Origin of the sequence: Odoribacter sp. AF15-53 (genome assembly GCF_003479425.1) — a bacterium.
In the GTDB taxonomy this organism is placed as follows: domain Bacteria; phylum Bacteroidota; class Bacteroidia; order Bacteroidales; family Marinifilaceae; genus Butyricimonas.
The window spans coordinates 292,613-314,518 of record NZ_QUHC01000002.1 but is presented as its reverse complement, the minus strand read 5'-3'; the positions used below and the strand labels follow the sequence as shown (position 1 = coordinate 314,518).

Below are 21,906 nucleotides of genomic sequence, written 5' to 3'. Positions count from 1 at the left end.
GTTTGTCTTGGACGGTTGGAATCATCTAATCGAAAATCATAAAATCACAGAATTAATAGTATCTAAAATCTAAAATTATAAATGGCATGACTTGGTTAAGTGATCTGTTTTTCGGACAGGGAGTGGCGCACTCGGTTTTGATGTTCGCAATCGTTATCGCTTTGGGAATCGTGTTGGGGAAAGTGAAAGTCTGGGGGATTTCGTTAGGCATTACATGGATTCTTTTCGTGGGTATTATTTGCAGTCATTTCGGGATGCGTGTGGATGGGCATACGTTGCATTTCATGAAAGAATTCGGATTGATTTTATTCGTGTACTCGGTGGGGTTACAAGTGGGTCCCGGTTTCTTCTCATCTTTCCGGAAAGGCGGGTTCACGCTGAATATGCTGGCTTCGGGAATCGTGTTGCTTGGGGTGGTAACAACTTACATCATTCACGTGATTACCGGGTTGCCGATTACCACGATGGTGGGTATTCTTTCCGGAGCCGTGACCAACACGCCCGGTCTGGGGGCTGCCCAACAGGCTTATTCGGATGCAACCGGAATTGATGATCCCACGATAGCGCTGGGATATGCTGTCGCTTACCCGTTGGGAGTGATCGGTATTATCGGATCGATTATGTTGATGCGGGTGATTTTCAGGATTAAAATGGAAAAGGAGAACGAGGACATCGAGCAACAAGATACGAGTAAGGCGAGCGGGGCGCAACAATTCTCTGTTCGGGTAACGAATCCGGCTCTGTTCGGGAAAGATTTGATGGAAATTACCCGGTTGATTAACCGGAAGTTTGTTTTTTCACGAGTTTGTCATCAGGACGAGAAGATCGAGATCGGTTCTTCAGAGACTTGTTTGAAAGAAGGGGATAAACTTCTGGTGGTTGCCGCATTGCAGGATATAGACGCGATCACGGCTTTCTTGGGCGAGCGGGTAGAGGTAGAATGGGAAAGATTGGATAAGCAACTTGTATCTAGGAGAATCGCGATCACGAAAGGCGAGGTGAACGGGAGAATGCTGGGAGATATGAGGTTGAGAAATTGCTTCGGGGTGAATGTTACCCGGGTAAATCGAGCCGGGGTTGATTTGGTTGCTAAGCCGAATTTGCAGTTGCAGATAGGCGACCGCTTGACGGTAGTCGGGCCGGAAGCCGCGGTTGCAAATGTTGCTAAAGTGTTGGGTAATTCTTTGCGACGTTTGAGAGAACCTAACTTGGTTTCGATATTTTTAGGTATTTTCTTGGGTATACTGTTGGGAAGTATTCCTTTCACGTTTCCCGGAATCCCGCAACCCGTTAAGTTGGGATTGGCGGGAGGACCTTTGATTATCTCCATATTGATCAGTCGTTTCGGACCACAATACGGTTTGGTGACTTACACAACGATGAGTGCCAACCTGATGTTGAGAGAAGTCGGAATTTCATTATTCCTAGCTAGCGTGGGATTGGGAGCCGGAGAGGGTTTCGTGAAAACCATTATTGATGGAGGAGGATATGCTTGGATCGGTTATGGTTTTATGATTACGGTTATACCATTGATTATTATCGGGATAATAGCCAGAATTGTATACAAGATTAATTATTTCACCTTGATGGGGTTGATCGCGGGAAGTATGACGGATCCTCCGGCCTTGGCATACTCCAATGGTATGGCCAACAATGATGCCCCCTCGGTAAGTTATGCTACTGTTTACCCGTTGACGATGTTTCTGCGAGTGTTGACAGCGCAATTGCTGATCCTGTTTTTCACTTGATATGCGCCCGGATCCGACTAAGGGTTTGAGGGGTTATATTCAAGTAAGAGGCGATCTCTTTCAAGGAAACCCGTTGTAATAACTGGGGATGTTCTTTCATGAGTGCTTGGTATTGGGTACTTTTTTCCATCCAGTAGTATTCTATGAAATAATGTTCGTATTCCAGTAATGTTTTCTCCATGAGCTTGCGTCCCCAGTTGGCTATTTCAAGTGACCGTCGGAAAAGTTCCTCTAAACGGGTACGGGAGATTCTGACAAGGGTCGTGGGTTCAAGGGTTTCAATCGTGAGTTTTGAGGTTAACGTGTTCGACGGGCCAAGAATCGTGGTTGCGCTATCTCCTTCGAAAGCAAAAAACAAGGTCACTTGTTTATCTTCCCGAATGACGTATGCTCGCACGGAGCCGCTTTCGACAAAATAGGTGTAATCATCCCGTTGGCCTTCTTGAATGATAACCTCTTTCTTTTCGAACGATAGAAGTTGCATGTGTTCTTGTAAAAGGGCGATGCTTTCTGTTGATAACTTGTACTGTTCCTGAAGTTTTTTCGTGAATTCCATGAGGCGGTGTATTTACGTTGTTATTCTTGCGTGTTGTCTGCCAGTATGCCGCCACCGATCAAGCGATCTTTCCGGTAGAAGGCAACCGGTTGACCGGGGGCAACAGCCCAGGCCGGGGAGGCGAGTTCAACGGAGAGCCGGTTACCCGGTTGTGGGGTAATTCGGGCATAACCTTGCGGGTTGAGACCTAAACCGCGGACTTTGACTTCGATGTCATTTGCCGTGATTTCGTTCGGATCAATCAGATGCGGGTGGATCACCGAGAGTTCCGTTTGATTTAGCGAGTTTTTTTCGCCCACGATTAATTGTCGGGTTACAGCGTTGATCTTGGCTACATATTGAGGGCGGCCGTCTTTTAGGGGGATACCTCTTTTCTGACCGATCGTGTAATTGGCGATTCCCTCGTGTTCTCCAACCGGTTGCCCTTGTATATCCACGATAGAACCGGGCGTGAAACAGTGTTCCGTATCCGGTTGTCGTAGGATAAAATCCCGGTAGTCATTCCCTTCCAGAAAACAGATACTCATGCTTTCCCGTTTGTCGGCAACTCGAGAGAACCCGTGAGCACGGGCGATTTCTTTGACTTCGGTTTTCGTGAGGTCTCCCAAAGGGGTGATTGTTCGGGATAGAATATTTTCCTGTACCCCCCATAGGAAATAGGATTGATCTTTATTCGGGTCAACTCCTTTATGTACATAATGATGTTCCGAAAAGGGGAGTATCCGGGCGTAATGCCCCGTGGCAATATGATATATCCCCAGTTCATCAGCCAGAGAACAGAGTAAATTCCATTTCACGAAACTGTTGCAGGTCGCGCAAGGGTTGGGGGTAACACCGGAAAGATAGCCGAGAATGAACGGTTGCACCACTCGCTCCCGGAAACGTGCCCTGCCGTCTAGCTTGTAGAGTTTGATGTTGACGAGTTTGCATAATTCGTCAAGTTCATCTTTTTGAATGGAAGGGGAGAATGAGTCCCAGAGTTGCAGGTTGACGCCAATGACTTCAAATCCATGTTGTTGTAACAAAAGGGCTGTTACAAAACTATCCACGCCACCGCTAAGACCGACTACTATTTTTTCCATGTTTCTTGTTACTTGAAGTCTGGGATACAAAAATACGTATTATTCCCCGCCAAGTCTTGTTTTTCTCGTTTAATTTGTCTTAATTTGCAGCGTGAAAAACGGGAGTGGCTCAGTTGGTAGAGCATCGGTCTCCAAAACCGAGGGTCGGGAGTTCGAACCTCTCCTCCCGTGCAGACAGAGGTCGCATCAATGATGCGGCCTCTGTTGTTTATTAGCCGATTCCCTTTAAGATTTTTATAGAATTACCTAGAAATATAGGTGAATTATAGGTAATCCTAAAGTAATAATACCCTTCCCTCGTTGCAACTTCGAAGCTTCACCGTAACTCGAATAGCAGAAAACGGGGATGCAACGGGGAAACTCTGGCGGATCTACGAAAGAGGGGTATTATTACCTTAGGATTATGGTAGTATTACCTTTGATTTTCCCGATTTGTGTCCAAGTGTTTCAGAAATACGGGGATATGTGTTACTTTTGTCCTGTAATAAATGAAATGGAGATTATATGACGAAGTTGGTTATTTTTGATTTGGATGGGACGTTATTGAATTCTTTGCAGGATTTGGCGGCGAGTACGAATTACGCTTTACGGCGGCACGGCTACCCGACACACGAATTACCTGCTTACCGTTATTTCGTGGGGAACGGGATAAATAAATTATTAGAACGGGCGTTGCCAGAGTCTGAAAGAACAGAGGAAAATATGTTGAAAATCCGGGAGGATTTCGTGGCTTATTATGCCGAGCATAAAGCGGATTTCACGGCTCCCTATGATGGAATTTGTGAGTTGTTGAGGGAGTTGAAGCGTCGGGGGATGTTGTTGGCCGTGGCTTCTAATAAATATCATTCGGCCACGGTGGCTTTGATTCCCGAATATTTTGGAGAGGGGCTTTTTGACTTCGTTTACGGGCAACGGGATGGAGTGCCTATCAAGCCCGATCCGACGATCGTGTTTGATATTATGAAAGAGGCTGGCGTGACGCAAGACGAGGTACTTTACGTGGGAGATTCCGGTGTAGATATGCAAACCGCTGTTAATAGCGGCGTGGCCTCCGTGGGAGTAACCTGGGGGTTCCGGGATCGGGAGGAATTGTTGAAGAACGGAGCATCGTATATCGCGGATCAACCTTGGGAGATCGTGAAGTTTATTGACTGATGAATTTTAAAATAGAATTATGATTTCCCGGCTTGTTTTAACGACAAGCCGGGAAAATTTGGATGTAGTGATTTCCAATTCTCCTTTAAAATTTTCAACGAGGGATTAATACGACATAATGAATTAAAAACTTGTTGATTATCTATATCCATAACAGGAGATTTCCTATTGAGATAGTACATGATTGCATCATGAATTCTTGATGAGTTACTGATGAATAGCGGTAATAATCTTTTAGAAACCTAATATAAACCTTTTATGAACCTTATTATAATAGAGTTCATATAGGGTTTCTATAGGATTTGTATAAGGTTCATGATGGTACTTGATAAGTAGTGATTCACTATTAATGATCTAATGAAATAGTAACTCTCCATGTCAATCACTCGTTTTTGTGCTGATTTACAGATGTATTTTCCCTCATGAAAATTAAACGTCAGTTCGATAAAGTCGGTTTACTGATAAATGAATCAAGTAAATTTCATCGAACTGACGTTATTTAAGAAATAATGTAAACTTATTGAATTGAGATAATTGTTTAATATTTGAATGAACTTCCACCCAAAAACTCCCTTAAAATGGAGGTGGGAGGGATTTCACGGGTTGGTACGGCTTGAACGTACGAGAAGAATTTCAAAAGGCGGTTGGCTTTCGAGTGTTCCGGGTATTTTACCAGAACTTCTTCCAGTAGGGGAACGGCTTGTTGTTTCAAGGCTCCTAGTTCGTAGACGAGGGCGGAGTTGAACATGACATCGGCTTCTTCCTGGTAAGGGGTGATGTGTTTTTGTTCGCCCGAAAGGACGCTTTCCCACCTTTTCAGGGTGTCGAGGGCCGAGTAGCTCCGGTATTTGTGATCTCGGACCATGCGGCGGATCAGGCGGTTGTCCGACGGGTTGATGATGTTGTGATTGTCGATAGAGATCACGGTCAGGGCGGATATGAATATCTTGAACAGGCTCTCGTGGGGCAGGGTGGCGGTCAGTTTGGGATTCAGACCGTGAATACCTTCCACGATAATCACGTTGTTTTTAGACATTTTCAGTTTCTCTCCGTCATAGAAGCGTTGTCCGGTTTCGAAGGAGAACTTCGGGATTTCGACTTCTTCTCCTCGCAACAAACTCATGATGTTGTCGTTGAAGGTGTTGATGTCCAAAGCATCAATAGTTTCGAAGTCGTATTCACCTTTCTCGTCTTTCGGGGTATCTTCCCGGTTCACGAAATAGTTATCCAGCGAGAGGTTCACGGGTTTGATCCCGTTTACCAGTAATTGAATCGCCAGACGTTTGCCGAATGTCGTTTTCCCGGAGGATGACGGGCCGGCTATCAGGATGACCTTGACTTGTTTCTGTTTTTTGATGAGGTCGGCAATTTGGGAGATTTTTTTCTCGTGCAGGGCCTCGCTGACCTTGATCATGTCTCCGGCGTGTTTATGTTCGATCGCCTGATTCAGATGTCCGATTTGCATGACCTCGGAAATCTTACCCCAGCGTTTGAATTCGCTGAACGTGCTGAATAGTTTTTCCTGCGGGACAAATGGAAGTATCTTGTCCGGTTGAGTCCGGTCGGGAATCATGAGTAACATGCCATCCTTGTAGTCCATCAGATCAAATACTTTTAAACATCCGGTGGAAGGGGCTAATGTACCGTAAAAATAGTCACAAGTTCCGTCAATGGAGTAAACCGAGGTAAACATCTTGCCTCGTGTGGAGAGTAACAGTTCTTTATCTTTTAATCCTTGGCTGTTGAACAGTTTAATGGCTTCTTCCGTGGGAGTTTCCCGGCGCATGATTTCATAATCGTGGTCGATGATGCGTTGCATTTCTGCTTTTATCTCCGAGATTTTGTCGCCGGTAAGAACAACATCTTTGTTGGCTAGACGGCAGAACACACCGTTGGAAAGGTGATATTCGACGACCAATGTTTTCTTGCGATAAAGGTTATATACTGCTTTATAAAGTACGAAAATAAGCGAACGGAGATACACGCTATACCCGTCTAGCGTGGTCACATCAATGAAGTTGATGTATTTGGGGTTGTATATCTCGTAATGCAGATCACGAACTTCGTTATTAACAAGTGCCCCCAGAATGCTTTGGTGATTCGTGGGAAACACGATTTTTTTGAATTCTTTTAAACTAGATCCCGTGGGAATCTGGTATTCTTGTCCGTTGTTTTCACAAAAGACGGTAATTTTATTTTTTTCCATGTTGGGAGGTTTTTAATATCTAATATAGGCAGTGGTTACAAATAACGTGCCGGATATGTGCAGGCTAAAGCCTTTGGGTCGAAAGTTTATAAAGTCCATAAGGTTTGTAAAGTCACGGGTGTCCTTCGGATAGTATCTACCGACAGCTTAAGCTGTCGTGAACAAAGCGCCCCGCAGGGGTCCAAAGACCTTATAGACTTTACGGACTTATTTGTAGGCTTCCTTGTTTTCGGGGATGGCGATGTAATACGTTTTGTGTTTCCCGATTTTTAAGGATGTCTGCCGCAACCAGGGGTTGAAGCGTTTGAGTGTTTTGTAGGATATCCCGTGTTCCTTGGCGAATTCTGCAAGGTCTTTGATTGATTGGGTGACCTTGACTAACGTGACCGGTTCAACCGGGTATAGTTGCTCCACGTAGAAATCGTAGAGGTGGGGTTCTTCCATGATTTGTTTCAAGGCTAACAAGCGATAAACGTATCTTCCGGTTTCTTCTCCGAGTAGGAGATCGTAGAAGTTTGTTTCTTTCTGGCGGTCCTGTTGTTTGGATAACATGTTCATGCCACCGTTGTATGAAGCCGCGGCCAACGTCCACGAACCGAATTTCTGGTAGGCTTTTTTCAAGTAAGCACAAGCGGCACGGGTGGCTTTTTCCAAGTGGTAGCGTTCGTCCACGTCATTCGATACTTCCAGTCCGAGTTCTTTGGCGGTTCCGCTCATTAATTGCCATATTCCCACGGCTCCGGCGTAAGATACGGCCAGTGGGTTGAGGCTGCTCTCGATAACGGCCAGGTATTTGAAATCGTCGGGTACTCCTTCTTCTTTCAGGATCGGTTCGATCGTGTGAAAATAGCGGGGAGCGTGTTTTAACACTTGTATCGTGTGGGAATGCAGGTACGTGTTCACGATTAATTCTTTTTTGAATGCTTCGGTCACGTCAATCCTTTCTAGGGGAACCCGCTCTCCTGCTAGGGAAAATTTGTCGGGAAACTCCACGTCTGATGTTTTCATGACATGAAAGACGGGCAAATCGTTTTCGGGTTGGTCGAGCTTGTCCTCGTAGATATAATACCCAATGGCGGCACTATTTAGTAGAACCAGAATGGTCAGAAATATAAGTAAAATGTTTTTCACGTCTAAATGATTTTGTTTCTTCGAAAATACAGCTTTTTCTCGGTTTTTACGGCAAAGTTGAGAAAAAAGTATTTATAGAATTAATAAGTATTGTATATTTCTGATAAATTTCGTGGAAGAGAGGAAGATATGAAAATAAGGGACACGGGGGTATTAAAAATCCTTTTGATACCTCCGTGTCGAATGATTATTTATTTTTTTGAACTTTCGTCAATGTGCTTCAAAAAGAGGCGTTGTAATAAATCTTTATCTACTGAAGTTGCTTTATTTTTACCGAGTTCCTTGTACAGTTGTTTTAGATAGTCCTCTCCTTTGAGTTCCAAAACGATGTAGTTGATTAACTGTCCGGTTTCTTCATCTTTGCTCCAACGATCGAATACGATGGTAGCCCCGGCTAATGTCTGATTTACCGTTACTTTCGTTTTATCGTTGAGGAGGGATTTGGATTCAGATGATAAGCCTTCGGATAAAATCGTCGAGTATTCTTCTGTTGTAGCTTCTACTGTTTTGGCTAGTATTGCGGCTAATTCGGCTGAAGCGGCCATTTGAGCTTTTTTCCGGGCTGACGCCTCGTTGTCGGATCTGCCGGAACCCCATCCCCGAAGTACTCCATCCCCGCTAATGAGATCGGTCCCCGGTAGGATGTAAGTGGAAACAGGTGTCTTTTCCTGAATCTTCTTTGAAGAACCGCAACTGCTTAATAAAGAAAATGCGGTTATAGCCATCCCCCATAAGATTAAATGTTTCATAATGTTACTTTTTAATTGATTTTGAGTTTTTTGATTTGGTTTGGTAGTTCTCGATTCACTCGTTTCATCACTTCCCGCACGCACATCGAGATAGATGCTGTCGCTGACTTGTTTACCGGTACTAACACTTTAATTTGATTTGCTGAATAGTTCAGGAGCATTTGTTGTGTCTTGTTATTGTATATTTTGAGAACAATCGTGCAGTAACAGGTATTCAGATCATAAACACCCCCGGTTACGACTTCTCCCATGTCTAACTTTGTTGACAGTTCCACGAAGCATTGGGCGGCATCCGGGTCTTCCGACAGGGAGAAATAATTGTTTGTCAGCAGGCTGCTGATCTGGCGTTCACACCCTTCCAGTTCATGATCTTCGCTCACGTGCAGGTAGGCGGTGATGGGTGCGCTTTTCAACGAAATCGTGATTTTGGCAGAAGGCCATGTTTGGTTTTGCAACAGTTGGCGATATGCCTTGGGAAGGGTACTCATGAACGAGTCGTCGATCGTGATGCGTAATTCCTGCACGTCGTCTTTAGAGGTGATGTTGGTCACGTAGAATTCCGCCGTACCCGTGTAATCTGTTTGAATGGCGGGAGAGACGGTACCGCTGCCGGATACGAATGATGCGTTTAATTTTACATTCGGAACGACAACGCCGTTTTTGGAAAGACACCCGGCGATAGGGTCGGCGATGGCTTTAAATGCCTCTCCTTCTACCATCGTGACATTGGTGGTGATTGTCATTCCGTTGAATACATTTACGTAAGCGTTATAGAGTTCGATTGGTATATTCACGGACACGCCTCCTGCTTCTGTCGTCAGATCCATAAAGGCCCACGGTTCCACCGCTTCCAGTCCTTTACCATAGAGTTGGGCGGCTTGCGAAAGATTCATGGATTTTTCTTCGGTACGGCCTTTCTGCAGGTAATCCATACCTGTTCTCACCGCCTGTTGCCTGCGTTCTTCGGCCTTCCGGGCGTATACTTTTTTATCCAGCGTGTAGTACACGTAGTATTTTTGTTCCGACTGGTAGCTTCCTTTCAATTCTTGTCCTTCCAGCCAGGCTTCCATCGAGCTGTGAATTTTGTCTTCCAGCATTTCCCGTGTTTTCCCGTCTACATCTACCCGGTGTAAAAAAGAGTTGTTTTCAAGTTTCACGGCAATTTGTGAAACGATGTCAGCCAAGGCATTCCGGGTTGCTTTTTTCATGTAATCGGTTTCCGACAACGAAACGATGCCAATGCCGATGTAAGCGTCAGACGAGGTCGGGCGTTGGGTTACCCAGTCAGGTTCTTGTGCCTCCGCGTAGAAAACACTGCATATCGGAAGTAAGAAGCCTAAAATAATCTTTCGCATGTTTTTCTTTTTTTATTGTTATTACTTATTACAAGTCCAGCATTAGCAAAATCGTATTCCCGTCAATGCGGATTGTACCCGAAACGTCTTGCGCTTTGAGTTGGTCGTTCAGTGCTTTCGCGAACTTGGAGGAGGTCATTTTGTAACCTTCTTTGTCTTGCTTGGGAATCATCACGTAGTCAAAGATGGCAGATTCATCCATGATCCCTTGTATGTGATAATCACCGTCATGCGCATTGCGGTCCAGCCAATTTTGGATAAAATCCACGATTCTCTCCCCGTTTGAACAACAAGCGTCCTGTAAGGAACCCGCTGAATTTTCACTAATGGATATTTGTAGAACGATACGGGCGGGAAGGGAAAAGTTTTTAATGATCTGTTCGAGGAAAGCGGGAAGATGGTCTTTTATGGCATAAGAACACAGGGCTTCCGTGTTCGTGGTGCGAAAACGGTTCGTCCAGCCGTCTTCCGAGGCCCAGATTGTCCCACTTGCGGTTTCATAGGCTTTCATGACTAAGGCTACGCGGGCATCCTCTGCCGTGTAATCTTTCATTAAGTCCACGGTGACATAAACGTCCGCGCCGGAAGACATCAAAAGCTGTTTGTCATTGGATTCTGCAGCCCCGGCATTTTCTTCGTATTGTCCCCGGCGATGCATGGCGTCAATACGTCCTTGTAAGTCAATTGTTTTAATGTCACACGCTTCAAGTCCTTTTTGCACGGCGCTTATGGCGATACGACTATCACTGTCATTTTCAAGGATTGCCTGAAAACTTTCTCCCGTTTTCTTGTAGGGAACCACGATGATGGTCGGTTTGGGATGACGGGGATTGGGAGTTTCCGCGACAGTCTCTTCATAATGAGTGTTTTTTCGTACATCATTGATCAGTTGTCGAAGTCGCAAGGTGATTCGGGTGGTTCCTTGAAAATGCCCGCCTACTTTCGTGGTTTTAACGGCTTCTTCGGTACTGACAATATAAGGCGTGTAACGAGCCTGATTGTTAAAGAAGGTATTGGTGTAGGCCTCGTTAGGTTTGCTTACTAAAGGCTTCCCGTCATTAACACCTTCTACACCCTGAAAGAACAGGGTGTAGATGAGTGATTTGATGGCATTTGTTTCAACTCCCTTTTTACTATCAGCTGTTCCTGCCGAAGAAAAAACTGCGTTCGCCCCTTTTTCGGCTTCCAGTGAAACAATTTGAAGATACTCTTGGGCTTTTGCGGAAGTTGTAAAGAGAAGTAACAGTATGCCAAGTATGTTTACTATTTTATTCATAGATAAACGAATTATATTGAGAATAAAGGAGCCACGGTCGCTTTTACTTTCAGGGGCTGTTTCTTTTGTGTTGCCTCGTCAAGAGCCTGGAAAGCTTCCATGGCAGTGAATATCTTTTTATCTCCTTGTACTACTTTACATTGCGACATGGTTCCGTCGACAACTTCTTCTACTTTCACTCGTCCTACTTCGCTGTAAGTCGTGCGACCGGCTCTTACGCTGGGAACCAAGACGGAGAAATAGTCTCCTTTCTTAACACCGTGGTCAACGCCCAAGTCGATGTAACATTTCACCAATTTGTCTTTCTTTACCTCGTAGTCCATGGGAATAACGGTTCCTTCCAACGGGAATTCCTTGATCAGAAAATCCTCGATGTCACTTGCAATCATGTTGGTCGCGCTGGCAATGGCTTTCTCTTGTGAATCCGATAAATCCAGAATTTTCCCCAACGTACCGCCTACCCCGGAAGGAGAATGGTCGAATGTGGCCGTTGCGACGGTCGTTGAAGTGGCAACTTCTGTCACGGTTACGGAATAATTTAAAACGCAGGAATACATGGTCTTCCCGTCTTTTTGTTGGGATTTCACGGAGCAAGCCAACACGTTACCACTCAGGAGGTAATCATGGGCAGCCGCGGAAATGGTTTGCGTACGGGCTTTTTCGTCGCTCATCGCTTTTTCATCCGTACGGCGTTTTTCTTCCTGTTTCATGGATGATTCGGCGTCTTGGTCTACCAGTTCAAAACGTTTTGTCTTGTTGAGGGCAGCCATGACTGTCTGGCGAACTTTGTCGCTGTTCGCATCCCCAACTCCGTTTGCGGCCGTGAAACGTTCGACATACATCCGCGGTTTTTTTACTTCTTGTGCTTTGGCTGCGATCACTACCACACACAGTAGAGCCATACACGTAAAAATTCTTTTTAGCATAACAATAAAATTTTAATTAGAGGTTAATAGAATATCGTTTATAATTTTGCCTTCGCTTCTTTATTTCCCATATCGGCAGCTTTTTTGAAATTTTTCCGGGCCATCATCCCGTTACTGGCAACCGTGCCACATCCGTTTTCATAAATTAATCCCATCATGTAATAAGATTTCGCACTTCCGGATTTTTTGAACAAGCGGATGGCATCTAGTCCATTCTTTTTTTCATAGGCTTCCATCCCGGCGTCATAGTCTGTGTCTTTCTTCTCCACCACGGGTTGTTGTTCTACTTTTGCGGGTTGTTCTTCCTTTTTCACGGAAGTCGTCGTGGGAGGTGTTGCCTCCGGTTTCGCGGCAGGAGAGGATTTGGGAGTAACACTCTCTTTTTGTTCCGTTGGAGGTTTCACGGGAGCTGCCGCGGGAGTATGATCTTTTCTTGACAGGAAGAAATAACCGACAAGTGCGATGAGTATGATGGCACTCAGGGGAATCCACTTGTTTTTCCTTGTACTTGACCGGGGTGCGGGGTGAGGTCGTGCTCCGGTTAAGGCTCCTATACCCTTTTGTCCTGATTCCTGTGATTGAATGGATTCGTTCGTGGAAGGAAGGTCCACTACGGCTGGTTGTGTGGCTTTATTTGCCGGTTTATATGTTTCAATCATTTCTTTTTCAATGTCGGCTTTTGCGTTCTCCACGTCCAGTTCCCTAGCTTTCTGATCCATCATTTGGCGTCCGGCGATGCCGATGTTTCCATTGGTAGTCAGGAGTAATTGTTGGAAAGCTAAGCGGTATTCGTTGATGGATTTCTTTTCACATTCCACGCAACGGTTTTTTCCTTTTACTTTACAATCAAAACAGATTTCTTTCCCACACTTGGGACACCGGGCGTGTCTCTCATCGAAAGGATTTCCGCATACTTCGCAATATTCGCTTCCCTCTTTTCCCATGACGATCGTCGTGTTGTGATGGACCGTGGAAGAATTATCGACGCTTGATGTGTTGATGTTGGCGTGAGTGGTGGAAGTTTTGTTGATGCCACCGGTAACGTTTGCACGTGCTCCCGCGCCAATGATCGGTTCATCCGTTGCTGAAGGTTTCACTTTATTCAGTATGGCCTCCGCGTTATTCGTGTCGGTATTTGACTCGAACGGTACTTCTGCCCCGCAATCTTGGCAAAAGCGTTCGTCTGCTTCCAAGGGCTGACCACATTCCGGACAAAATCTCTCTTTGCTCATTATTTTGTGTATTTATTTGTTTTTCTTTTTCAACTGTTTCTTTGATTTGCGGGGTGAAGGAAGTTCAATCGGTACCCCAGTGGGAAATTCCACTGGTTGAGAGAAGATTTCCGTGCCGTCGTCCAATAAAATGGAGGTGACGAGAAAACTTCCCGTCTCTTCCTCCTCGTTTCCGCGAATCTTGACGTGCATCCCGTCGTAGGGGATGAAGAACGGGTCTCCTGCTGGTAAAATTCCAGCCCGGTAGAGTTTGTATTTTTTCCCGTCATCATCTGTCAAAATGGCTTTTCGGCCTTCCGATTTGGAACCGGCATCCAATAGAGGGCATTCCAAGATTCCGTGAATGGTTATCATATCTTTCATTTTTGAATTGAAATATGGTTTTACTTGATTCCGGCCCCGCAATCTGCACAGAATTGAGTTCCGGGTTCCAACGGTGTCCCACATTCAGGACAAGTGATCGGTATAACTGTTTTTGCCGCGGGTGGTTGCTGGCTTTGTTGTTGGGCCTGTACTTGTTGTTGTTGTTGTTGTTGTTGTTGTTGCCCCGCTTGGACGTTTGGCATTTGTTGTGGAATGTTGCCACGGGTCGAATAATCCAGAGCCCGGTCATAGGCCGTATCCATTCGTCCTTCCTGGCGCAGAATGCGTTCTTCTCGTTCGTGTAATTGACGATCTTTTTCTTCCACTTTTTGGGCTTGGATACCTCCGGTCATGGTCATCATATCACGCATCATTTGGAACATTTGTGATTGATTTTCCCGGTGTTCGGAATCTCGTGAAGCTCGTTCATTTTCCAAACGGGCATCGAGTTCTCGCCGCTGCGCTTCCAGCCGTTCGCTTGCCTCACGTTCTGCTTCCGAACTGTATTTGTTCTCGGCGTATGCCACGGCGGCTTCTCCACCATTGAGCGCCCACACTTTTTCATCGGAAAGTTCTTTGGCGTTTTCCCATTTCAGACGTTCCATCTCCTCTGCATTCTTTAGGCGGTTTTGTTCCATTTCCGCATCATGCTTGCGTTGGTTTTCTTTTGTCTGTTCTTCCGCGTTTTGCATTGCTATGAACTGTTGGAATTGCGTGTCATCATCTTCCCGTTCCATGTCGTGCATGCGTTTGGCGTCATTATAGTCCATGTCTCGGCTGCGTTGTTCCAGATCCAGATTAGTTTCGGCAACGGTTCGTTGTTTTTCAACTTCTTTATAGAAACGACTATCCGAGTAATCATCATGTAGACCTTGTAATTCGAGTTCTTTCTTGACAATCAAGGTCGCTTTTTCGGCTTCTCCTTCCATGCGGGTACGCTCGAATTCAATGCCGTCACGAAGTTGCATCATCTGGAACAACATACCTCGTTGGTAGCTGTTCGTTTCCAATTGATCTTGTAGTGCGTGTACTTCATCTTCCTGGATCAGTCCTGTTTTTGCGATTTCCAGAAGAGCCGCATTGCGTTCACTATCGTTCTGAGCTTCGCGTACGATACGTTCGTTTTTCAGGAAATATTTGAATTTTTCTACCTCCTCGTCATGTAATAGCCGGTCATGATTAATCGATTCCAGTTGTTTGTCCAGTTCTAGATCAGTCGTGGCCTCATGCAGTCGTTGTGCATTTACCGTGTCTACCATTCGGTTTTTGAAGTCATTCGTACGCCGGAGATAATCCAACTCTTGCTCCGAAAGATAGATTTCGCGGCTTAATGTTCTGAATCGTTCCAGGTCTTCACTGGTGGCTGAAATCTCGACAATACGCACGACGGAAATCCCGAAGAAAGCTTCCGCTGCGATGGCGTTGATCTTGTCTTTAAGTAACGCGTGAAGTTCTTGGGGGATACGGTTGGAGGATAATTCCGTGTCATACAATGTTTCCTGCAACACGTTTCGGATCGTATCCGTGATTTCGTCCACGATGATGGTCGTATTCAGCATTTGGCGTTCGGTCAGGTAATGAACGATAAATCGTTCCGGGTCCGAAATCTTGAAATAAGCATTGACACCCAAGGCCATATCAAGGTATCGGGTTTGTATCTTCATCGGGACGAAATCTTTGTAATCGTCAAGTTGGCTTTGTCTGGAACCGAAGAGAAGTGGGAATGATTTATCCAGTAAAATGACAACCGAAAAGGCAGCCCCTTTTTGTGCGTTTTTCAGGATTAAATCTTGTTGCTCCCGGTAGAGTTCTTCGGTTGTTGATTTCTCTTCTTTTTTGCCTTTTTTGAACAGGTTGATGATAAATTCCCAACCTTTTCGTAGTGTATTTCCGGACGGAGAGGATGGGGAACCCGTGAAATTGTACGTACCCCCGCTGATGGAGGCAATCGTGTGACCGTTGGCACGGATGTAAGCTGTTGTTCCTTCCGGGATAATGATTCCTTGAATATTATTATAAGAGTCGAATTCCGCCTCGTTAATCACGCGGGCAACTTGTCCCGGTTGTATATTCCAATAAATGCGTCCTTTGACGGAATTGATGTCTGACGGAGTTTCTTGCGAAGGTGCGGATGTTTTTTCGGCAAGAATTACCCGCTGGCCGCATTTGATGCAGAATTTAGCCCCCTGTTTTAACGGGGAACCGCATTGGGTACATGTGGTCGATTGCTCTATTTTTTGTCCGCAGGAAGTACAAAACTTCACACCCGGACGAAGAACGGCATTGCATTTAGGACAATTCATAGTTATAGCGTTTTATGGTTTCACCTTAAGTTTTTCATCTCGTTGTATAAACACTCTTGATTTTCCCGTCCGTGCTTGTCGTGACAACAAAGCGGGTCGGGATTTTTCTTTCGGAAGTCAGGTCGTAATTAAATTTCAATTCTTCCTGTCCGTTGTTATATTTTATTTTAAAAATTTCGTCTACCGGGCGTGGTTTTATGCCGTAATTGGCATATAGGAATTGACCGATAATCACGTGTATCAGTTGAATGTTTGCATTCACGGCTCCGCGTACCTGTTCGAGAATTGAGTTACCCCTGTTTGTTGTTTCAATTTTCTCTATAGAGCATCCTATTTTAGCATCTTGGGTGGCTAAAGCGTTTTTGCCGGTCGGTTTACGCCCGGACTTCAGCTCCGAGCGGGAGTCCATCGTGGTCGTCGGGTCTCCAAAAAGATTAAATTCCACGACCGTTAGAGCGGCGTGCGGGTCACCCGGGGTGGTCCCCTGAAGTAAGGCTCTGCGGGCAATAAATAATGCTTCAGCTGCGGAATATCCTTGTAGGATGGCGCTTATAAAATAATTGGCGATGATATCAGCGTAGCTTACCGGGCAGTCAGATGCAGAGGAGGATGAGGAATCAACGGCACCCCAGGCTACACGCGATGAACCCACGAAGGCCAACGTGTTTGTAAAAAGGGAGGCCAGCATCATACTATGGTGTTTGTCCAATCCGATAAAGCGTCCCCCGTAACAAGCCTCGCTGATGGTGATGTTGGGTGTCTCGCAGGTCGTCATGTGTTCCGGTTCAATGACAGGCCAACATCCGTCTTCTTCTTGGTGAAGCATGACTCCAAAATAACCGCGCGCTTCCCGTCCCTCTCCGCCGTGAAGGTTGAAATAATACAAGGAAGCATTCGTGTGAAAAACTTGGCTGACATTTTCCTCTACAACCATAGGAGAAAGGATCAGTCGGTTATAATAATGATCTGCAGATAGGTAACGATCTAAATTGCGCAAGTAATTACCTTTCAGAAGATCATTTGTCACACGGCTTGATACCTTTTTCCAATGAGGATCACATTGCCCGTAGGCCTCGCTCATCGGGATTCCGTTGGAATAATTGATATCTCGTTCCAGGTATCCACACAAATCTTCTAGCGAGGCATCTGTCCCGAATGGTAATCTTCCCACGAAAAATAACTGGTCATATTTAAATACTTCCTGATTTTCGAGTAAGGTAAGCATTTCTTTCCCGTAGGGATAGGCGTAAAGTATGTCCGTGTCGATACTGTCATCGTTGCCGTCATCTGGGATGTAGTGGCGGGTGCACGGCATGGGAATAGTATCGTTACCTCCTATGATAAATAGGTATTGTGATATTTCGCTTCCCGCTTTCTTCTCACCGTTATGCACGTCCATCAGTATATCCATGTAATCCCATAACGGGCTATCCGGAGTCAAACAAACAGTCTTGTTATTTCCCCAAAAGCCACTTTTCTGGTAAGAGTAGTTACCGGCGTCGACAAGTTTGTACGAGATATCGTATTTCCGTTTCTGTTTTATAAATTCATCAAAAACGGACATCAAATCTTGTTCGTCAATTTCCATTTTTTCAGCCAATAAACCCACGTTTGTGAAAATCAACCCGTGAGTACCCGTTCCTTCGGATTGAGGGGTTGGAGTATTTTTCCCGGTATGACTGCCCTGTTCTATTTTTGTCCCGCATTCCGGACAAAAATGGATATTTTGATCTTTTATATGGTTACCACATTCTGGACAAAACATTATTATTTCTTTTTAAGGTTTGAGATATTTTTCCCGTCGTTTGCTCACTCCTGAAACATAATTCCGAGCTTCGCTCGTACTCAAACGATTCGTGAGATGATCATACAACTGTTCGTAGTTACATTTATTTATTAACGGGATCGCTTTATTTAGATTCGTTGCACCGGTGAAAGCTCTGCTTACGTTTCCGGCCCCGGTGTTGTATCCAGCGATGACACACAGTCTGCGACAATTCGGGTCGGAAACTGACGCGAATTGATTCATGAGAACACGGAGATAGGCTGTGCCCAATTCTATATTATTACGAGGGACGAAAAGATAGCTACGCGTGGGAACCCAGCTCTTCCGGTACACGTAGTTATACGCGTCCAATCCGCCGGAAGTGGGCACCAGTTGCATTAAACCGTAGGCGGGAACCCAGCTCGTTGCTTCGGGATTGAAACGAGACTCTTGTTCCATCACGGCAAAAATAAGAGGTTGTTCTATTTGGAAGACTCGCGAGAATTCCTCCACGAATTCTTTATAAAGAGTTGCGTTCTTTGAAAGGTTATCTGAAACGAGACTCATTTGAATCTGTACCACTTGGCGTACTTTTCCATCCTCCCCTTTCACTTTAACGGTTTCTTTCTTGCTTTGCGTGACGATCGCTTTAACGATGGAAGTCTTCTCGGCATCCTTCTGCCATGTCTGTACTTTTTGTTCGGCTCGTTCGTGGGCTTCTTTGCGCTTGTCTGCAAGAGGATTGTCATTCCCCTTGTTACCTTCTTCTTGTTTACGGCGAGCCATTGTTATTCCCGTCGTGGTTGAATCTGTGGTTACTTTTTGCGTTTGGCTTTGATTGAGAGATAGTTTTTTCCCTTTCACGGTCGGCGTGGGAGGTGCTGTACTAGCGGGGAGCGGGGCTTTACCCGTTGAGGCTAATGACGTGTCGGACCGGTACATGGAGAAGTCGACAAGACCCTCTAGCACGGGGGCTGTCGTTAAAGGTTTTGACACATCAACGGAAGACGGGTAGGGGCAAGTCGATCCCCGGCTGTTCAGAATTTCTTCAATAGCCGCGGCCAAGCGAGCATTTATCACGGCGGGGTTTGTCGTGCCGTTGTCTTCGAGTGCTACTTCTACGATAATTTTTCCCTTGTCAAAATCAACGATTGATCGACTTTGGTAATCATCACTATATTCTACCCATTTTGTCGGGGTATTATCTATAATGCTATCGCCACCCCATGTTTGTTTGATAGAACGGGTATAACGGGAATAGTCCGCACGTGCTTGCGCCTCGTATTTTTCGTATTCCTCACGTGCTTTCTTGCTGTATGCTTCAAAATCGGAAACAGCCTGTACTGCATCCTTTTCAAATTGCTTACGAATTGAATCAACGGCAGTAGTACCCGTTGATTGGGCATAACTACCGATAGATAACATCATGATACATAGGATAGATGTATATCTTTTCATGCTTGAATAATCTTTTAGTTTTACTTCCGCACCACAATGAAATTGTTCTTGAGCAAAATTTTCCAGAGGCTATCAGAAAAAGATCGTCATTTAAAAACATTGCAATATACAAACATTTTTGTTAATTGAAAATTTTTTAATTAGTAATTATTATTTCACTCTACTATAGAGCTAAATAAAGAGTAAAAGCAAAATTTATTTTTCCTATTTGTTGTGTTATTAATTGATCATTAATTGATAGCGTGAATTTTTTTGTCAAGTTGTGTTTTGGGATAATTTATAATAGACTATGTGTCATGAAATAAAAATATGTAATATAAAATTGTCTTTTAAAGAAAATATTACTATTTTTGTATTGCATTAAATGATCATTTAATGATATTTGGAATGGAAAAGTTGCGATAATCGAAAGTCTTTTTTTGTTCTTTCTATAAACGAGGCTACGGGAAAAGTTGTTTTTGGGATACGACTACCCCCTTGGGCTTCCCCTTGCACAGGGGGAGAGCTGATTGCTATCCTGCATTATAAAAAATGTATATCGAGAGTGGGTGCTTTTTTGTTCGTTTTATACTTTTTTCTGTTGCCACTTCGTGTATTTGAGATAGAGTAGGGAGACGATACCTATCAGTATCCCATACGTGAGTTCTACGGTCCATACGAATTCCACGTTTGCCTGAATGACCGTTGTCAATAACCAAGTCTGGAAAGTATAAAAGACCAGCACGAAACTTTCAAGGATAAGGGCATGCGTGGTATTACCCGTTCCGGAAATCGCCTCGAAGAAGGTTAGCCCGAAACAGAAGCCGATGGCTGATAATCCAACCACGTAAAGAGAAGGCGTGGCGGCAGCGATCAATTCGCTGCTGTTGGAATATATGGATAGTACTTGATGCGGGAAAATGTAACACACGAGTAAGACGGGAAGTACGCTGAACACGGCCAGCTTCATGATCCGGGAAAGGGTCGACATGATTTCGGGTTGTCGTTGTTCCCCGATCAGGCGGCTGGTGAGCGTGTTGGCAGTAGCTCCGTATCCGAACACGGGTATCAAGATGAGCATGTAAACACTGCGGACCACGATCGTGATGGCAATCGGGCGTTCGCCCATGTGTTCTATAAGCATAAAAAAAATGTACCACGTGCCGAAAGACAACAGCTTTTGTAACATGGTCGGAAATGCTGTTTTTAACACGGTGAGCATCAACCAGCCTTCCAGTTTGTGGAAGGAGAATAGTGCGTATTGCTTGATCGGTAATTTTAATAAGGTGTAGAAGATGAAGATCAGGAAGGCGGATATTTCCGCGAATACGGAAGCCAAGGCTGCTCCTCCCACTCCCATTTCCGGGAAACCGAACTTCCCGAAAATCAACAGATAGTTGAATACGACGTTGATACTGGCCATGGCGGCTGTCGAGTACCCGATGATCTTCGTGTTGGAAAGCCCGATGTAGAGCGCTCGGAATAAGAAATTGAAGCATACGAATATGATTCCGTAGTGGCGGTAGGACATGTATTCCATGGCTGCCGCGTATATGTTTGGGGATTGAATGGATGCATCGAGAAGCACGTCGCTGTAATAGCGTTGAACGAGAAACAGCGTTATGGACAACAGGAACACGAAGCATAACCCGTGTTCGAACACGACCCCGATCCGGTTCAGTCTTCCTTCTCCCAGCCGCCGGGCCACGATGATCTGGATACCGATAGAAAATCCCCAGGCTAGCGTGGAGAACACGTAGTAGTAAATCCCGGCCATGGCAGAGGCTCCTAGGGCGATTTCACTAACTCGTCCTAAAAATGCCGTATCGGTAAGGGTGATAAGAGTTTGCGCCAAGCTACCCATGATAATGGGGTAAGCTATATTCCAAATCGTTTTGTTCGTGATTGTTGTTTTCATCCAAGTGTGTTTGAGGTACAAAATTACTTTAGTATTTCGAAAATTGAAAGCAGACAATGGAAATTTGAGGAATAAATCGTAACTTCGTGGGTTTTAAATTTTAATTTCAGGAAAAATGACAATAGAAGAACAGGTTAGTAAAGGCATTATGGCTGCCATGAAAGCTAAGGATACCATTCGTTTGGAAGTATTGAGAAATATAAAGAAAGTCTTCATCGAGGCGAAATCCGTTGCCGGGGCTCCGGAGGAGATTGCCGATAGCGATAGCGTGAAGATTATACAGAAATTGGCAAAACAAGGACGTGAATCTGCAGAGATATTTAAACAACAAGGACGTGAAGATTTGTACGAGCATGAAATGGCTCAGGTGAATATCTTGAATGAATTTTTACCTAAACAGTTGACCGAAGAGGAGTTGAGAACGGCATTGAAAGCGATTGTCGAGAAAGTGGGAGCCACTTCGGCTAAAGAAATGGGAAAAGTGATGGGTGTTGCTTCCAAGGAATTGGCCGGTCTGGCTGATGGAAAAGCGATCTCTGCGATTGTAAAAGAGTTGTTAAGCTAGAAGTTTATAACGTTCGTATGATTCGAGACATCTTATTGATTTTCTTTATCTACTGATTGAAAATGAATATGAGGAATGGAAGGGATTGATAAAATAATTGACGATCTTTGTATAGATGTTAAGACTTTTATGAACTTGT

General features: G+C 44.8%; 17 protein-coding genes and 1 tRNA gene. 4 read left to right on the top strand and 14 right to left on the bottom strand.

The features are described from left to right. The first annotated feature begins 86 nt into the window (after positions 1-86). Positions 87-1,748: a putative transporter gene (locus tag DWW52_RS05895; RefSeq protein ID WP_118714545.1), complete on the top strand. Its 1,662-nt coding sequence runs from the start codon at positions 87-89 to the stop codon at positions 1,746-1,748. Here DWW52_RS05895 and DWW52_RS05890 read toward each other — a convergent pair. Continuing rightward, the gene (locus DWW52_RS05890) at positions 1,741-2,304 is read right to left on the bottom strand and encodes a Crp/Fnr family transcriptional regulator (RefSeq protein WP_118714544.1); all 564 of its coding nucleotides are present in this window, start codon (positions 2,302-2,304) and stop codon (positions 1,741-1,743) included. The genes DWW52_RS05895 and DWW52_RS05890 overlap by 8 nt on opposite strands. Before the next feature lie 20 nt (positions 2,305-2,324). Continuing rightward, a complete protein-coding gene (mnmA, locus tag DWW52_RS05885) occupies positions 2,325-3,386 on the bottom strand; it encodes a tRNA 2-thiouridine(34) synthase MnmA (protein ID WP_233556717.1) in 1,062 nt (353 codons plus the stop codon). Between the two features lie 98 nt (positions 3,387-3,484). Here mnmA and DWW52_RS05880 point away from each other — a divergent pair. Continuing rightward, positions 3,485-3,557 (top strand) — tRNA-Trp (locus DWW52_RS05880). Between the two features lie 333 nt (positions 3,558-3,890). Then, positions 3,891-4,541, top strand: a complete 651-nt coding sequence (locus tag DWW52_RS05875; protein ID WP_118714542.1) for an HAD family hydrolase — start codon at positions 3,891-3,893, stop codon at positions 4,539-4,541. Between the two features lie 538 nt (positions 4,542-5,079). Here DWW52_RS05875 and DWW52_RS05870 read toward each other — a convergent pair. The 12 genes from DWW52_RS05870 to DWW52_RS05815 form a co-directional block, all read right to left on the bottom strand. Continuing rightward, on the bottom strand, positions 5,080-6,747 hold the full coding sequence (locus DWW52_RS05870; RefSeq protein WP_118714541.1) for a nucleoside kinase: 1,668 nt from the start codon (positions 6,745-6,747) through the stop codon (positions 5,080-5,082). Positions 6,748-6,954: 207 nt separating this feature from the next. Beyond that, positions 6,955-7,878, bottom strand: coding sequence for a lytic transglycosylase domain-containing protein (locus DWW52_RS05865; RefSeq protein WP_118714540.1), 924 nt, complete (start codon positions 7,876-7,878; stop codon positions 6,955-6,957). Positions 7,879-8,069: 191 nt separating this feature from the next. After that, entirely contained in the window at positions 8,070-8,627 is a 558-nt protein-coding gene (locus tag DWW52_RS05860; RefSeq protein WP_118714539.1) for a hypothetical protein, read from the bottom strand. Between the two features lie 11 nt (positions 8,628-8,638). Continuing rightward, on the bottom strand, positions 8,639-9,982 hold the full coding sequence (locus tag DWW52_RS05855) for an LPP20 family lipoprotein (protein WP_118714538.1): 1,344 nt from the start codon (positions 9,980-9,982) through the stop codon (positions 8,639-8,641). A 28-nt stretch (positions 9,983-10,010) separates the two neighbouring features. Further along, complete coding sequence (locus DWW52_RS05850) at positions 10,011-11,258, bottom strand: DUF6175 family protein (RefSeq protein ID WP_118714537.1); 1,248 nt, start codon at positions 11,256-11,258, stop codon at positions 10,011-10,013. Positions 11,259-11,269: 11 nt separating this feature from the next. Continuing rightward, positions 11,270-12,160, bottom strand: coding sequence for a hypothetical protein (locus DWW52_RS05845; protein WP_158582494.1), 891 nt, complete (start codon positions 12,158-12,160; stop codon positions 11,270-11,272). A 62-nt stretch (positions 12,161-12,222) separates the two neighbouring features. Next, positions 12,223-13,416, bottom strand: a complete 1,194-nt coding sequence (locus DWW52_RS05840) for a zinc-ribbon domain-containing protein (RefSeq protein WP_118714535.1) — start codon at positions 13,414-13,416, stop codon at positions 12,223-12,225. A 12-nt stretch (positions 13,417-13,428) separates the two neighbouring features. Next, complete coding sequence (locus tag DWW52_RS05835; protein ID WP_148315334.1) at positions 13,429-13,770, bottom strand: hypothetical protein; 342 nt, start codon at positions 13,768-13,770, stop codon at positions 13,429-13,431. A 29-nt stretch (positions 13,771-13,799) separates the two neighbouring features. Beyond that, positions 13,800-16,082, bottom strand: a complete 2,283-nt coding sequence (locus tag DWW52_RS05830) for a zinc-ribbon domain-containing protein (RefSeq protein WP_118714533.1) — start codon at positions 16,080-16,082, stop codon at positions 13,800-13,802. A 34-nt stretch (positions 16,083-16,116) separates the two neighbouring features. Continuing rightward, on the bottom strand, positions 16,117-17,847 hold the full coding sequence (locus tag DWW52_RS05825) for a C25 family cysteine peptidase (protein WP_118714971.1): 1,731 nt from the start codon (positions 17,845-17,847) through the stop codon (positions 16,117-16,119). 12 nt (positions 17,848-17,859) lie between these two features. Then, positions 17,860-19,305, bottom strand: coding sequence for a murein transglycosylase domain-containing protein (locus DWW52_RS05820; RefSeq protein ID WP_118714532.1), 1,446 nt, complete (start codon positions 19,303-19,305; stop codon positions 17,860-17,862). A 565-nt stretch (positions 19,306-19,870) separates the two neighbouring features. Then, positions 19,871-21,202 carry an MATE family efflux transporter gene (locus DWW52_RS05815; protein ID WP_118714531.1) on the bottom strand — a complete coding sequence of 444 codons (1,332 nt, stop codon included), beginning with the start codon at positions 21,200-21,202 and terminating at the stop codon, positions 19,871-19,873. 115 nt (positions 21,203-21,317) lie between these two features. Here DWW52_RS05815 and DWW52_RS05810 point away from each other — a divergent pair, with 115 nt between their 5' ends. Further along, positions 21,318-21,767: a GatB/YqeY domain-containing protein gene (locus DWW52_RS05810; RefSeq protein ID WP_118714530.1), complete on the top strand. Its 450-nt coding sequence runs from the start codon at positions 21,318-21,320 to the stop codon at positions 21,765-21,767. Positions 21,768-21,906: the final 139 nt, after the last annotated feature.